The sequence below is a fragment of the Pseudomonas sp. GM78 genome (assembly GCF_000282475.1).
Lineage (GTDB): Bacteria > Pseudomonadota > Gammaproteobacteria > Pseudomonadales > Pseudomonadaceae > Aquipseudomonas.
Genome location: NZ_AKJF01000140.1, coordinates 1 through 13,866 on the forward strand (window position 1 = coordinate 1; position 13,866 = coordinate 13,866).

Genomic DNA, 13,866 nt, shown 5'->3' on the forward strand with positions numbered 1-13,866 from the left:
GGGCAGGTGCGGCGGCGCCAGCCGGTGCGGCGGGGGCTTGTGCGTCAGCAAAAGCGGCGGTTGGCGCCAGCATCAGGCTGAGTAGCAGGGTGGCCACCGCGCTCCAGGCGCGAGGTCGTTTGGTTGGCGAAGCGGAGAGTTGATTACGTGTCATGCTGGGCCGGACCTGAGGGAAAAAGACGGTTAATGTTCTTCCAGGCCTCGTAAGGCCGAGAACAAAAGTGGTCCGCATTATTGCAAGTAATTCTTGTTAACAGAAGTAATAGAGTATCTTTTTTTCCTGCATTGCTAGCCGCTCGTCCATTGGCAGCGCTGGTTTGTCCATTTTTGAGGAGAGTTTCCTGATGTCCGCACCCTCTGTTTTGATCGCCGGTTGCGGTGATGTCGGCAGTCGTCTGGCTACGCAATTGTTGACGGGCGGGTGGGAAGTCCATGGCCTGCGCCGTGACGTTTCACGCCTGCCCGATGGGGTTGTCGGAGTGGCCGGCGACTTGTTCAACAAAGACTGCCCGGCGACCTGGCCGGTGGGTGCGGTGGATTACCTGGTGTACTGCGCGGCCGCCACCGATCACGATGAAGCGGGTTATCGCGCCGCTTATGTCCAGGGCTTGCAGCATGTGCTGGAGTGGCTGGATGACTATGGGCAGGTGCCCAATCGCTTGCTGTTCGTTTCCAGCAGCAGTGTCTACGGCCAGCAGCAGGGCGAGTGGATTGACGAGACTTCGCCAGCCGTGGCGGCGGGTTATTCAGGGCGGGTGATGCTCGAAGCGGAGCAGATTGCGCTCAGTAGCGGCATCCCGGCCAGTATCGTGCGTCTGACCGGTATCTACGGCCCGGGTCGTGAGTGGTTGCTGACCCAGGTGCGCCGGGGTTATCGCGTGGCGGTCGATCCGCCGCTGTACGCCAATCGCATTCATGCCGACGATGCCGCCGGGTTGATGGCTTGCTTGCTGGAGGCGGACCGACGTGGCGTCGCACTGGATGACGTCTATATAGGCGTTGATGACGCGCCCGCAGCGCTGGCGGATGTGGTGGGCTGGTTGCGCGAGTATCTGGGTGTGACCGAATGGGCGGACGATGCCACTGTGCGCCGCACCGGGAGCAAGCGTTGCAGCAATGCGCGGGCGAAGGCGTTGGGCTGGACACCGAAGTATCCGAGTTTTCGCGAGGGCTATGCGGCGATCATTGAAGGGCGTTGCTGATTTCCAGGCACCCTGAGGCACCTGTAGGAGTGAGCCTGCTCGCGATGGCGATGTAACAGTCAATGAAGATGTTGAATGTTATGTCCTCATCGCGAGCAGGCTCACTCCTACATGGGGTAATCGGTGCTTACTGTTTTTCCAGCAACCACTTGCGATTGCCCGGCGTGTATTGGGGCATTTCGTCTGCCTGGGCGGTATTCACAGCCTGGAAAATTTCCAGTTCCTTGCCTTTGCGCGCAAAGATCCAGGGGTTTCCCTGTCCGTTAAGTTGCAACCACATGTTGTCGTTGCCACCGCTCATCGACGCACAGTCACCCGCCAGGCACAGGGCATAACGATCGGCTTCCGGCAGGCCGATGACCTGGCCGTCGGCCTGGAACTGCACGCTATTGCCTTCGCCAGGGCCGCTGACGACCTTCCAGCTGCCGCCCATGTACGCCGAGTACAGTGCACGTTCGAAGCTGGCACCCATCGGTGCGCCATCCGGAACCGGAATCGGCGCACGATCGAAGACCTGCTCGGGTTCGTTGTCGCTGGCGGCCTGGCTCAATTGCTTGCCGTCACGCTTGAGCTCGCTGGCAGAGCTGCCATAAAAGTCGACTTTCCAGGCACCGGACTGTTCGCCCAGCAACTTGCCTTCGACATTTTCAAAACCATTGGTGTAACGGGCCTGACTGGCCTTGGTGTTGACGTCCCACTCCAGGTTCGGACCATAGGCCTGGAGGGCTTCACGCAGGGGGCCGCCTTTGGCTGCAGCATCGATCGCCGCCTGGTTGATCCAGGTGCCGCTGATGTCACGGTCGGCAGGGTTGCTGGCACATCCGCCCAAAAGCAGGGCGAGCAGCGAGAGAACAAGCGCGTTGCGCATGGTGAAATCCTTTCAGACTTTCTTTACTGCAGAGCGGTCGGCGCAGCCATGGGCTGCGCCAGACGCATTACTCGATGACCAGAATGGCATCCATTTCAACCTGCGAACCCTTTGGCAGGGCTGCAACGCCAATGGCGGCGCGAGCTGGGTAAGGCTGGTCGAAGTATTTGCCCATGATCTCGTTGACCTTGGCGAAGTGGCTCAGGTCGGTGAGGAAGATGTTCAGCTTGACGATGTCCTTGAACGAACCGCCGGCAGCTTCAGCCACGGCCTTCAGGTTCTCGAATACCTGGACGGTCTGGGCTTCGAAGCCTTCAACCAGTTCCATGGTCTTTGGGTCCAGAGGGATCTGGCCCGACATGTAGACGGTGTTGCCAGCCTTGATCGCCTGGGAGTAAGTACCGATGGCGGCCGGGGCCTTGTCGCTGGTGATAACAGTCTTGGTCATGAATGACTCCTTGTAATGGATGGATGGCTACGCGCGCATGCGGGTGATGCGGATTACCCCGGTCAGGGCGCGCAGTTTTTTGATCACGCGGGCCAGGTGCACGCGGTCGTGTACGCTGACCACCAGTTGGACCACGCTGATGCGACCATCGCGTTCATCCATGCTGATTTTTTCGATGTTGCCGTCGGCCGCGTTGACACTGCTGGCCAGCAGGGCGATCAGGCCGCGCTGGTGTTCAAGCTCGACGCGCAGTTCGACGTTGAATTCGCCGGTGACATCCTTGGCCCACGAGAGCTGGATGCATTTTTCCGGGTTGTGGCGGATTTCGCTGATGTTGCGGCAGTTGTCCAGGTGCACGACCATGCCTTTGCCCGCGGACAGGTGGCCGACAATCGGGTCGCCCGGGATCGGTGTGCAGCACTTGGCGTAGCTGAGGACCAGGCCTTCGGTACCGCGAATCGCCAGCGGGCCTTCCGGGCTCGGTAACTGTTCGCCTTCGCCAAGCAGGCGTCGGGCGACGACGTAGGCCATGCGATTGCCCAGGCCGATGTCTTCCAGCAGGTCTTCGATCAGTTCGAGACGGTATTCGGCGAGCATCGCCTTGACGCGTTCGGCCGGGATTTTTTCCAGCGAGCTGTCGAAACCGTTGAGTACCTTGTTCAGCAGGCGTTCGCCCAGGCTGATGGACTCGGAACGGCGCTGCAGTTTCAGTGCATGGCGGATGTGCGTGCGCGCCTTGCCGGTGACCACGAAATTGAGCCACGCCGGGTTTGGCCGTGCGCCCGGAGCGCTGACGATCTCGACCGTGGAGCCGCTTTGCAGCGGTTCGGACAGCGGCGCGAGACGACGGTTAATCCGGCAGGCAATGCAGCTGTTGCCGACGTCGGTGTGCACCGCGTAGGCGAAGTCGACCGCCGTGGAGCCCTTGGGCAGCTCCATGATCCGGCCTTTGGGCGTGAACACGTAGACCTCGTCCGGGAACAGGTCGATCTTCACGCTTTCGATGAATTCCAGCGAGTTGCCGGCCCGCTGCTGCATTTCCAGCACGCCCTTGACCCACTGGCGGGCACGGGCATGGGTGCCTTTCGGCTGCTCGTCGCCGCTGGATTTGTACAGCCAATGGGCGGCGATGCCGTTGTTGGCCATCTCTTCCATTTCACGGGTGCGGATCTGGATCTCGATCGGAACACCGTGCATGCCGAACAGCGTGGTGTGCAGCGACTGATAGCCGTTGGCCTTGGGAATTGCGATGTAATCCTTGAAGCGCCCCGGCAACGGTTTGTACAAATTATGAACAGCACCCAGCACGCGGTAGCAGGTATCGACCTTGTCGACGATGATCCGGAACGCGTAGACGTCCATGATCTCGTTGAAGGCCCGACGCTTGCCGCGCATCTTCTTGTAGATGCCGTAGAGGTGTTTCTGCCGACCGCTGACCTCGCCCTGGATGCCATCGATGGCCAGGCAGTGACTGAGGGATTCTTCGATCTTGTTGACGATTTCCTTGCGGTTGCCCCGGGCGCGCTTGACCGCCTGGTAGATCCGCGCGGAACGCATCGGGTGCATGGCCTTGAAGCCGAGGTCTTCGAACTCTATGCGGATGGCGTGCATGCCCAGCCGGTTGGCGATGGGTGCATAGATTTCCAGGGTTTCCTTGGCGATGCGCCGGCGTTTTTCGCCGGACAGCACTTCCAGCGTGCGCATGTTGTGCAGGCGGTCGGCCAGCTTGACCAGGATCACGCGAATGTCGCGGGCCATGGCCATGGCCATTTTCTGGAAGTTTTCAGCCTGGGCTTCGGCCTTGGTCTCGAAGTTCATCTGGGTCAGTTTGCTGACCCCGTCGACCAGTTCGGCCACGGTTTCGCCAAATTGCGCTTGCAGCGCTTCCTTGGCAATGCCGGTGTCTTCGATCACGTCATGCAGCATGGCCGCCATCAGGCTCTGATGGTCCATGTGCATGTCGGCAAGAATATTCGCCACCGCGAGTGGGTGCGTGACGTACGCCTCGCCGCTACGGCGGCGTTGGCCGTCGTGGGCTTGTTCGGCGTAGAAATACGCTCGGCGGACCAGGTTGACCTGGTCTTTGCCGAGGTAGGTCGATAAGCGATCGGCGAGGGCGTCTATGCTCGGCATGATGACTCCTGCCGCAAGCTGTGTTCCCGCGCCGTGCTACGTCGACCAGGCATAGGCTTAGACGGCCTCGTTGGACTCGTCCTCGAATGCAGCGAAAAGCGGTTCATCTTCAACGATTTCGGCTTCGGCGATAGCTGCGTAGTCGATCAGGCCTTCAGCGATTTCACGCAGGGCGACGACGGTAGGCTTGTCGTTTTCCCATGCTACTTTCGGCTCTTTGCCGCCGGTGGCCAGTTGACGGGCACGCTTGGTAGAGAGCATGACCAGCTCAAAGCGGTTATCCACGTGTTCTAGGCAGTCTTCAACGGTTACGCGGGCCATGGTCTTCCTCGTAGCAAATGCAATATGCGCGCTGCCCGGATGGGCGAGCGGACTCAACAGTTTAAAAAATCACCAGCGATTAGGGAAGCGCTGATTTTTTGACCAAGCCCTTCAACGCGCTGCAAGTGCCAATGTAAAGCCCTTGCAGCTGTTTTGGGAAGAGCTCTTTAGCCGAGCAATTCAGCCAGTAATTTGCCAAAACGTTGCTGCTGGCGTTTCTGTTGCAGCTGATTGGCGCGGAAAATCGCCTTCAGGTCGTCCAGCGCGTGGGCAAAATCGTCGTTGATGATCAGGTAGTCGTAGTCGACGTAGTGGCTCATTTCGCTGACGGCTTCACGCATACGTCCTTCGATGATCTCGTTGCTGTCCTGGCCGCGGTTGTCCAGGCGCTGGCGCAGGGCCTCCTGGCTCGGCGGCAGGATGAAGATCGAACGTGCCTGAGGCATCAGCTTGCGCACCTGCTCGGCGCCTTGCCAGTCGATTTCCAGGATCAGGTCGTGGCCTTCGTCCAGCGTCTGCTGCAGGTGGCTCTGCGAGGTGCCATAGAGATTGCCGAACACTTCGGCGCGCTCAAGGAAATCGCCGTGCTCGATCATCTTCACGAACTCTTCGCGCGAGACGAAGTTGTAGTTCACGCCGTCCACTTCGCCCGGGCGCATGGCGCGGGTGGTGTGGGAAACGGAAACCTGGATCTGCGGCTGGGCGTCGATCAAGGCCTTGACCAGGCTGGTCTTGCCGGCGCCAGAAGGCGCGGAAATGATGTAGAGGGTGCCGGTGCTGTGGGTCATGGGGTTTGCCTTACTCAATATTCTGCACTTGTTCGCGCATCTGCTCGATCAACACCTTGAGGTTGACCGCCGCCTGGGTGCTGCGCGGGTCGAAGGCTTTGGAGCCCAGTGTGTTGGCTTCGCGGTTGAGCTCCTGCATCAGGAAGTCCAGGCGCCGCCCGGCGGCACCGCCGGACTTGAGCACCCGGCGAACTTCGATGATGTGGGTGCTCAGGCGATCCAGTTCTTCGGCGACGTCGCTTTTTTGCGCGAGCATGACCATTTCCTGCTCCAGGCGCTGCGGGTCCATCTCGGCCTTCATGTCGGCAAAGCGGTCGAGCACTTTCTGGCGCTGGGTGGCGAGCATCTGCGGAACCAGCTCGCGCAGGGTCACCACGTCTTCTTCAATGGACGTCAGGCGGTCGTTGATCAACCGTGCCAGTTCCGCGCCTTCGCGCTCACGGCCGGCCTTGAGCTCCTTGAGGCCCTGGTTGAACAGTGCCAGCGCCTCGGCGTTCAGCGCTTGCGGGTCGCTCGCATCGCCCACCAGTACGCCGGGCCAGGCCAGTACTTCGAGCGGGTTCAGCGCCGCCGGGTTCTTGATCAGGCTGGCGATGGTCTCGGCGGCCGCAACCAGTTGTGCTGCGCGCGCCTGGTCCACTTGCAGTGGTTTGCCGGTGTTTTCTTCGGTGAAGCGCAGGGTGCATTCGAGCTTGCCTCGGGACACGCCCTGGCGCAGCGCTTCGCGGACGGCGCCTTCGAGGTCGCGAAAGGACTCCGGCAGACGCAGGTGGGGTTCCAGGTAGCGGCTGTTGACCGAACGCAGCTCCCAGCTCAGGGTACCCTGGACCCCGGCTTTCTCGACGCGGGCGAAGGCGGTCATGCTGTGCACCATGGAGGTACCTCGCAATGTAGATCGGCGCGCAACTGACGTTCCGGCCATCTGATATCAATGAATTTAAGCTGACTGGCAGCAAAGGCGCAGGATTGTAGCGCAGTGGCGTGGATGCGCCCAAACACACGGTGTGACAAAGACCTGTAGGTCGTCGGCAGCGGGCTTTGCAGAGCCTTCGCTCGTCCGAGGATTTTTTTAGAAGTGCCCAGTCGTGGCTGGCGGCTCTATAATGCTCCGCAGTTTTCCGTCCCCGTACAGGTATCCCTTATGAAACGTCCAAGTGGTCGCGTTGCCGATCAGCTCCGCTCGATCCGCATTACCCGCAACTACACCAAACACGCCGAGGGATCCGTACTGGTGGAGTTCGGTGACACCAAGGTGATCTGCACCGTCAGCGTCGAAAACGGCGTGCCGCGGTTCCTCAAGGGCCAGGGCCAGGGCTGGTTGACGGCCGAGTACGGCATGCTGCCGCGCGCTACCGGCGAGCGTAACCAGCGTGAAGCCAGCCGTGGCAAGCAAGGCGGCCGCACCCTGGAAATCCAGCGCCTGATCGGCCGTTCCCTGCGCGCTGCGCTGGACATGTCCAAGCTGGGCGACGTCACCCTGTACGTTGACTGCGACGTGATCCAGGCTGACGGCGGTACGCGCACCGCCTCCATCACCGGCGCCATGGTGGCCCTGGTCGATGCCTTGAAAGTGATCAAGAAGCGCGGCGGCCTCAAAGGCGGCGACCCGCTCAAGCAAATGATCGGTGCCGTGTCGGTGGGCATGTATCAAGGCGAGCCTGTGCTCGACCTCGACTACCTGGAAGACTCGGCTGCCGAAACCGACCTGAACGTGGTGATGACCAGCTCTGGCGGCTTCATCGAAGTCCAGGGCACTGCCGAAGGCGCGCCGTTCCAGCCTGAAGAGCTGAACGCCATGCTGGAACTGGCGAAAAAAGGCATGAACGAAATTTTCGATCTGCAGAAGGCGGCACTGGCTGACTGATCGGATTGCCACAGGCAAGGAGGACGCCATGAGTGACGAGCAACAGTTGCTTCCCGTACCGGGCAAAGAGGTTCGGCAGTGGGCAATGTTTTGTCACTTGTCCGCCTTGCTGGGGATCTGGATTCCGTTCGGCTCGCTGATCGGCCCGCTGGTTTTGTGGCAGTTGAAACGCGAGATGGACCCGTTCATCGACGCGCAGGGCAAGGAGGCGCTGAACTTTCAGATCACCGTCGCCATTGCTTCTGCCATTTGCTTGCTGCTGATGCTGGTGATTATCGGGTTTTTCCTGTTTGGCCTGGTGGCGATCGGGGCGCTGGTACTGACTATCATTGGCGGCGTGAAAGCCAATGAAGGGGTGCCTTATCGGTATCCGTTCACCTGGCGGTTGATCAAGTAAGCCCGGCACGGAATTCTCGGTTTAAAGTAAATGCCCCGACCTGTCGGGGCTTTTTTTTGAACTCAACTTAGTCACAAACTGCAATGGTTCAGTTCGGGCTATATGCTTGGCAATGAGAGTTGGCGATTGATAAAGTTGCGCCACGTAATATTTACTAAGAAATATTTCGATACATTCAGACCATTGAGGGTCCCTGAATCTAAAACCAATCAGTGTTGAGAACAATCAACCTGTTCTTGAGGCGTGTCCAGGTAAAAAGTTCGCCCCTGAATATATACCCAAGAATACCCTGAATGATTCAGCTCGATTTTTATGGAACACTTGTCGCCGCCTCTTTGGTACTGTTACTGGGGCGGGGCCTTGTTGCGCGTGTCGGTTTTTTACGCACTTATAATATTCCAGAGCCTGTAGCGGGCGGCCTGGTAGTTGCCCTGGTACTTTTGGCCTTGCGAGGCCTGGATATTCAAGTTCGATTTGATACCTCGCTGCAAACTCCGTTGATGTTGGCGTTTTTTGCCACCATTGGCTTGAGCGCGGACTTTGCCAGCCTGAAGAAAGGCGGGCGGGTAGTGGGGATTTTCCTGCTGGCGGTCACCGGACTCTTGATAGTCCAGAATGCCATGGGCATCGGACTCGCAACGACGTTGGGGCTCGATCCCTTGATGGGCCTGCTGACAGGCTCGATTACCCTGGCTGGCGGTCACGGTACCGGTGCTGCGTGGGGAGCGACGTTCAGTGAGAAGTACGGTCTGGCGTCTGCCTCTGAGCTTGCAATGGCCTCCGCAACCTTTGGCTTGGTGCTGGGTGGTTTGATTGGTGGTCCTGTGGCGCGCCTGATCATCAACCGGGTTCAGATACCCGGTCTTGAGCAAGAAAAGCCACGGCTGCCAAAGGGCTTCGAACAACCGAACAAAGAGCGCTCAATTACGCCATTTTCGTTTATCGAGACACTTGCGCTGATTTCAGTCAGCTTGCTGGCGGGCACTCTGCTTAATAGTCTGCTTCACGAAACCGCATTTGAATTGCCGACGTTCGTTTGTGTGTTGTTCGTGGGCGTACTTTTGCGCAATGGGCTTTCAGCGCTTGGTTTGTATCAGGTATTTGAACGTGAAGTCTCGGTGTTGGGGAATGTCAGCTTGTCGCTGTTTCTGGCGATTGCACTGATGTCGCTCAAACTGTGGGATCTGGCTGCGCTGGCTTTGCCGTTCTTCATTATCCTGGCGGCACAAACGTTGGTCATGGCGCTGTTTGCAGTATTCGTGACATTCAGGGTCATGGGCAGCAACTACGATGCGGCAGTGTTGGCGGCAGGGCATTGTGGTTTTGGGCTGGGTGCCACTCCAACGGCCATCGCTAATATGCAGGCGGTGACACAGCGCTACGGGCCATCCCAGATAGCCTTTCTGGTGGTGCCAATGGTGGGGGCCTTCTTCATCGACATCATTAATGTGATTGTCATCAAGATGTACCTGGCGCTGCCGTTTTTCGCCATCGCCTGAAGTTAAAGCTGCGTACGACCAAAACAAAAAATGCCCGTATCTTGCGATACGGGCATTTTTTTTAACCGGCAAGACCTAGATGGTCAGCGTCCAGTCGTAGTCCACGATCAGCGGCGCATGTTGCGAGAACCGTGGCTGACGTGGCAGGCGCGCACTGCGAACGAAGCGGCGCAGGCCCGGGGTCAGGATCTGGTAATCGAAACGCCAGCCGAGGTTGAGCATTTCGGCCTGTTCGTTATCCGGCCACCAGCTGTACTGGTCGCCTTCACGGCTGACTTCGCGCAGGGCGTCGACATAACCCATGTTGCCGACAATCTCGTCCATCCAGGCGCGTTCAGGCGCCAGGAAGCCCGGGGATTGTTGGCTGTCACGCCAGTTCTTGATGTCCAGCTTCTGTTGCGCCACATACAGCGAGCCACAATAAATGTACTCGCGGCGTTTGCGCCGCTGCTTGTCCAGGTATTTGGCGAAGTCGTCCATGAGCTTGAACTTCTGGTTCAAGTCCTCATCGCCGTTCATCCCGGAAGGAAGCAGCAGGGTTGCAATACTGACTTTGTCGAAATCTGCTTGCAGGTAGCGCCCGTAGCGGTCGGCCGTCTCGAAACCGAGACCGCTGATGACAGCCTTCGGTTGCAACCGCGAGTACAAAGCCACGCCGCCTTGGGCGGGAACTTCGGCGTCGCAGGCATAAAGGAAGTATCCATCCAGTTGGAAGGCTGGATCGTCCAGTTCAAAGGCGGAGGCACGGGTGTCCTGCAGGCAGATGACGTCGGCATTCTGTGCCTGCAGCCAACTGAGCAAACCTCGCTCGACTGCGGCCTGAATACCATTGACGTTCACACTGATGATCCGCATAAATGGCCCCAAAAATCGCGTGCGTGTATGATACACGGCGTCAACCTAATTAGCTAAATCCGTGGTATTTGGGGTTTTTTTCATGCAAGCGTATCAGCGCGATTTCATTCGTTTTGCCATCGATCGCGGCGTTTTGCGCTTCGGTGAGTTCACCCTGAAGTCCGGGCGCACCAGTCCTTACTTCTTCAATGCGGGCCTGTTCAACTCGGGTTCGGCCCTGGCGCAGCTGGGTCGTTTCTACGCCGCAGCCATTGCCGAGAGCGGCATTTCGTTCGACGTGCTGTTTGGCCCTGCCTACAAAGGCATCCCTTTGGCGGCGACCACTGCAGTGGCATTGGCCGAGCATCACGGTCGTGACCTTCCATGGTGCTTCAACCGCAAGGAAGCCAAGGCGCACGGTGAAGGCGGCAGCCTGGTCGGCGCGCCGCTGACCGGCGATGTGCTGATCATCGACGATGTGATTACCGCTGGCACCGCGATCCGTGAAGTGATGCAGATCATCGCTTCCCAGGACGGCGCCAAGGCAGCCGGCGTGCTGATCGCCCTGAACCGCCAGGAGCGTGGCAACGGTGAGTTGTCGGCGATCCAGGAAGTCGAGCGTGATTTCGGTATTCCGGTGATCAGCATCGTTTCGCTGAACCAGGTGCTGGAATTCCTGGCTGACGATCCGCAGCTCAAGCAGCACCTGCCAGCTGTGGAAGCGTACCGCGCCCAATTCGGCGTGTAACACCAATCTGTAACACCAATCCCTTGTGGGAATCCCTTGTGGGAGCGAGCCTGCTCGCGAAAAACGTCAACGATAACGCTAGGTGCCTGACGCCCCGCGGTGTTCTGGCGTCCATCGCGAGCAGGCTCGCTCCCACAGGGATCGCGGAATAAAAAAGACCCCGCTCAGCCTGGCTGAACGGGGTCTTTTTGTTTGTGCTGCTTATGGACGCTTGCGATTGCTGATCAGGGTGCCCACACCGGTATCGGTGAAGATTTCCAGCAGAATCGCATTCGGTACCCGGCCATCAATGATCAGCGAGCTGCCCACGCCGCCCTGGACCGCTTCCAGCGCGCAACGGATCTTTGGCAGCATGCCGCCATAGATGGTGCCGTCGGCGATCAGGTCATCGACCTGCTGGGTGGTCAAGCCGGTCAGGACCGTACCCGACTTGTCCATCAGGCCCGCAATGTTGGTCAGCAACATCAGCTTCTCGGCTTTCAGCGCCTCGGCCACCTTGCCGGCCACCAGGTCGGCGTTGATGTTGTACGACTCGCCATTGGCGCCAACGCCGATTGGCGCGATCACCGGGATGAAATCACCTTTGACCAGCAGGTTCAGCAGATCGGTGTTGATGCCGACGACTTCGCCGACATGGCCGATGTCGATGATTTCCGGGGTGGTCATCTCTGGCGTCTGGCGGGTGACGGTGAGTTTCTTCGCACGAATCAGCTCGGCGTCCTTGCCGGTCAGGCCGATGGCGCTGCCGCCGTGACGGTTGATCAGGTTGACGATGTCCTTGTTGACCTGGCCACCGAGGACCATCTCGACCACGTCCATGGTCGCGGCATCGGTCACGCGCATGCCGTCGACGAAGTGGCTCTCGATCGACAGGCGCTTGAGCAGATCACCGATTTGCGGGCCGCCGCCATGAACCACGACCGGGTTGATACCCACGGCCTTCATCAACACGATGTCGCGGGCGAAGCCGGTTTTCAGCTCCTCGCTTTCCATCGCGTTGCCGCCGTATTTGATCACCAGTGTCTTGCCGACATAGCGGCGAATGTAGGGCAGCGCTTCGGACAGGACCTTGGCGGTGTTGGCGGCGGCTTCGCGTTCGAGGGTCATTCAGGGCTCCGGGTGAATCAGAACGGTAGTTGGAGATCAGGTGCAACACGCTTCAACTGGACGTGGAAAACGTCCTTGATGCGCTGCAATTCAGCCTCGTCATCGGCCTCGAAACGCAGGACCAGCACCGGAGTGGTGTTGGAGGCGCGAACCAGGCCCCAGCCTTTGGCATAGTCGACTCGCACGCCGTCAATGGTGGTCAGGTCGGCGCCTTCGCCCCACTTCGCGTCGTGCAATGCATCAATGATGCTGAATTTGCTCTCTTCGGTCACATGGATATTGATTTCCGGCGTAGAAATATCGTTCGGGAAGGTCGCGAACAGCTCTTCGGCGGTGGATTTTTCCTTGCTGAGGATCTCCAGCAACCGCGCGGCGCTGTAAATGCCGTCGTCGAAACCGAACCAGCGCTCCTTGAAGAAGATGTGCCCGCTCATTTCGCCGGCCAACAGGGCGCCGGATTGTTTCATTTTCTTTTTGATCAAAGAATGACCGGTTTTCCACATGAGCGGACGACCGCCGTATTGCTTGATCAGCGGGATCAGGCGTCGGGTGCATTTGACGTCGAAGATGATTTCCGCGTCGGGGTTGCGTGCTACCACATCCTTGGCGAACAGCATCAGCAGGCGGTCCGGGAACACGACGCTGCCGGTGTTGGTGACCACGCCCACGCGATCGCCGTCGCCGTCGAAGGCCAGGCCCAGGTCAGCCTTCGTTTCCTTGACCTTGGCGATCAGGTCTTGCAGGTTTTCCAGCTTGCCCGGATCCGGGTGGTGGTTGGGGAAATTGCCGTCTACGTCGCAGAACAACGGGATGACTTCGCAGTTCAGGGCTTCGATCAGTTGTGGGGCAATCACACCAGCCGCGCCGTTACCGCAATCGACCACGACTTTCAGGCGACGGGCGAGTTTGATGTCCTGGACGATTTCAGTGGTGTAGCGGTCGAGGATCTCGACCCGGGTGATGCTGCCCTTGCCGCTGCTCAGGTCGTTGGTCTTGAGACGGTCATGCAGGGCCTGGATCTGCTCGTTGGCCAGGGTGTCGCCAGCAATGACGATCTTGAAGCCGTTGTAGTTCGACGGGTTATGACTGCCGGTGAGCATCACGCCGGATTTGCCGGCCAGTACGTTGGCGGCGTAGTACAGCGCCGGCGTTGGCACCAGGCCGACGTCGTGGACGTGGCAGCCGCTGTCGGCCAGGCCTTGGATCAGCTGTTCAACCAGCTCCGGGCCGGACAGGCGACCGTCACGGCCAACGGACACATTGGGTTCATCCTGGGCCAGACTCTGGGCACCGATGGCGCGACCGAGCCAGTAAGCGGTTTCGGCGTTGAGAAATTCCGGGACGGTGCCGCGTATGTCATAGGCGCGGAAAATACTGTCGGGGAACTTGGGGGCAACGCGCACTGGGGTGCTCATCTGGGGAAATGCTCCATATTGAAAGTGGCTGGACCTGCCTGCGAATGACTCGTCGGCAGGTTCAAACTGAAAGGTATGACGGCGTTTTTCGCGCAGAGTTCGTGCTGCGAAAAGGCCATGCCAGCAACGCGGGCGGTGTTTTGCCCGCTCAATCCCTTGATTTCAGGCGCTTCCCGTAGGAGCTGCCGAAGGCTGCGATCTTTTGATCTTGATCTTTAAAGTCAAAAGATCGCAGCCTGCGG

At 59.2% G+C, this 13,866-nt stretch carries 13 protein-coding genes and 1 pseudogene; 5 read left to right on the forward strand and 9 right to left on the reverse strand.

Features of this window, described 5'->3' with window-relative positions; genetic code table 11:
• Window positions 1-344: 344 nt before the first annotated feature.
• Window positions 345-1,202, forward strand: a complete 858-nt coding sequence (locus tag PMI35_RS09080) for an SDR family oxidoreductase (protein ID WP_008062822.1) — start codon at window positions 345-347, stop codon at window positions 1,200-1,202.
• Between the two features lie 127 nt (window positions 1,203-1,329).
• On the opposite strand, the gene PMI35_RS09075 is transcribed toward PMI35_RS09080, so the two are convergent.
• The 6 genes from PMI35_RS09075 to PMI35_RS09050 all read right to left on the reverse strand — a co-directional run bounded on the left by PMI35_RS09075 (window position 1,330) and on the right by PMI35_RS09050 (window position 6,634).
• Window positions 1,330-2,070: a hypothetical protein gene (locus PMI35_RS09075; RefSeq protein ID WP_008062823.1), complete on the reverse strand. Its 741-nt coding sequence runs from the start codon at window positions 2,068-2,070 to the stop codon at window positions 1,330-1,332.
• 67 nt (window positions 2,071-2,137) lie between these two features.
• Complete coding sequence (locus PMI35_RS09070) at window positions 2,138-2,518, reverse strand: RidA family protein (RefSeq protein ID WP_003229509.1); 381 nt, start codon at window positions 2,516-2,518, stop codon at window positions 2,138-2,140.
• A gap of 27 nt (window positions 2,519-2,545) precedes the next feature.
• Window positions 2,546-4,651, reverse strand: coding sequence for a bifunctional GTP diphosphokinase/guanosine-3',5'-bis pyrophosphate 3'-pyrophosphohydrolase (spoT, locus tag PMI35_RS09065; protein WP_008062824.1), 2,106 nt, complete (start codon window positions 4,649-4,651; stop codon window positions 2,546-2,548).
• 57 nt (window positions 4,652-4,708) lie between these two features.
• Window positions 4,709-4,972: a DNA-directed RNA polymerase subunit omega gene (gene rpoZ, locus PMI35_RS09060; protein ID WP_007921129.1), complete on the reverse strand. Its 264-nt coding sequence runs from the start codon at window positions 4,970-4,972 to the stop codon at window positions 4,709-4,711.
• A 167-nt stretch (window positions 4,973-5,139) separates the two neighbouring features.
• Window positions 5,140-5,760 (reverse strand): guanylate kinase, encoded by a 621-nt coding sequence (gene gmk / locus PMI35_RS09055; protein ID WP_008062825.1) that lies wholly within the window; start codon window positions 5,758-5,760, stop codon window positions 5,140-5,142.
• A gap of 10 nt (window positions 5,761-5,770) precedes the next feature.
• Window positions 5,771-6,634, reverse strand: coding sequence for a YicC/YloC family endoribonuclease (locus PMI35_RS09050; protein WP_008062827.1), 864 nt, complete (start codon window positions 6,632-6,634; stop codon window positions 5,771-5,773).
• Window positions 6,635-6,901: 267 nt separating this feature from the next.
• On the opposite strand from PMI35_RS09050, the gene rph reads away from it, so the two are divergent.
• The 3 genes from rph to gltS all read left to right on the forward strand — a co-directional run bounded on the left by rph (window position 6,902) and on the right by gltS (window position 9,520).
• Window positions 6,902-7,624 carry a ribonuclease PH gene (gene rph / locus PMI35_RS09045; RefSeq protein WP_008062828.1) on the forward strand — a complete coding sequence of 241 codons (723 nt, stop codon included), beginning with the start codon at window positions 6,902-6,904 and terminating at the stop codon, window positions 7,622-7,624.
• 28 nt (window positions 7,625-7,652) lie between these two features.
• Entirely contained in the window at window positions 7,653-8,021 is a 369-nt protein-coding gene (locus PMI35_RS09040) for a DUF4870 domain-containing protein (protein ID WP_008062830.1), read from the forward strand.
• A gap of 293 nt (window positions 8,022-8,314) precedes the next feature.
• Window positions 8,315-9,520: a sodium/glutamate symporter gene (gene gltS, locus PMI35_RS09035; RefSeq protein ID WP_008062832.1), complete on the forward strand. Its 1,206-nt coding sequence runs from the start codon at window positions 8,315-8,317 to the stop codon at window positions 9,518-9,520.
• 75 nt (window positions 9,521-9,595) lie between these two features.
• Here the strand turns inward: gltS and PMI35_RS09030 are convergent, their stop codons facing one another.
• Window positions 9,596-10,375, reverse strand: a complete 780-nt coding sequence (locus PMI35_RS09030) for an exodeoxyribonuclease III (RefSeq protein ID WP_008062840.1) — start codon at window positions 10,373-10,375, stop codon at window positions 9,596-9,598.
• 82 nt (window positions 10,376-10,457) lie between these two features.
• On the opposite strand from PMI35_RS09030, the gene pyrE reads away from it, so the two are divergent.
• Window positions 10,458-11,102 (forward strand): orotate phosphoribosyltransferase, encoded by a 645-nt coding sequence (pyrE, locus tag PMI35_RS09025; protein WP_008062842.1) that lies wholly within the window; start codon window positions 10,458-10,460, stop codon window positions 11,100-11,102.
• 201 nt (window positions 11,103-11,303) lie between these two features.
• Here pyrE and argB read toward each other — a convergent pair whose 3' ends face one another.
• Both argB and PMI35_RS09015 read right to left on the reverse strand, forming a co-directional pair.
• On the reverse strand, window positions 11,304-12,209 hold the full coding sequence (argB, locus tag PMI35_RS09020) for an acetylglutamate kinase (RefSeq protein WP_008047078.1): 906 nt from the start codon (window positions 12,207-12,209) through the stop codon (window positions 11,304-11,306).
• 17 nt (window positions 12,210-12,226) lie between these two features.
• Window positions 12,227-13,630 (reverse strand): annotated as a pseudogene (locus PMI35_RS09015) (phosphomannomutase/phosphoglucomutase); the annotation flags it as partial.
• Between the last annotated feature and the right edge of the window lie 236 nt (window positions 13,631-13,866).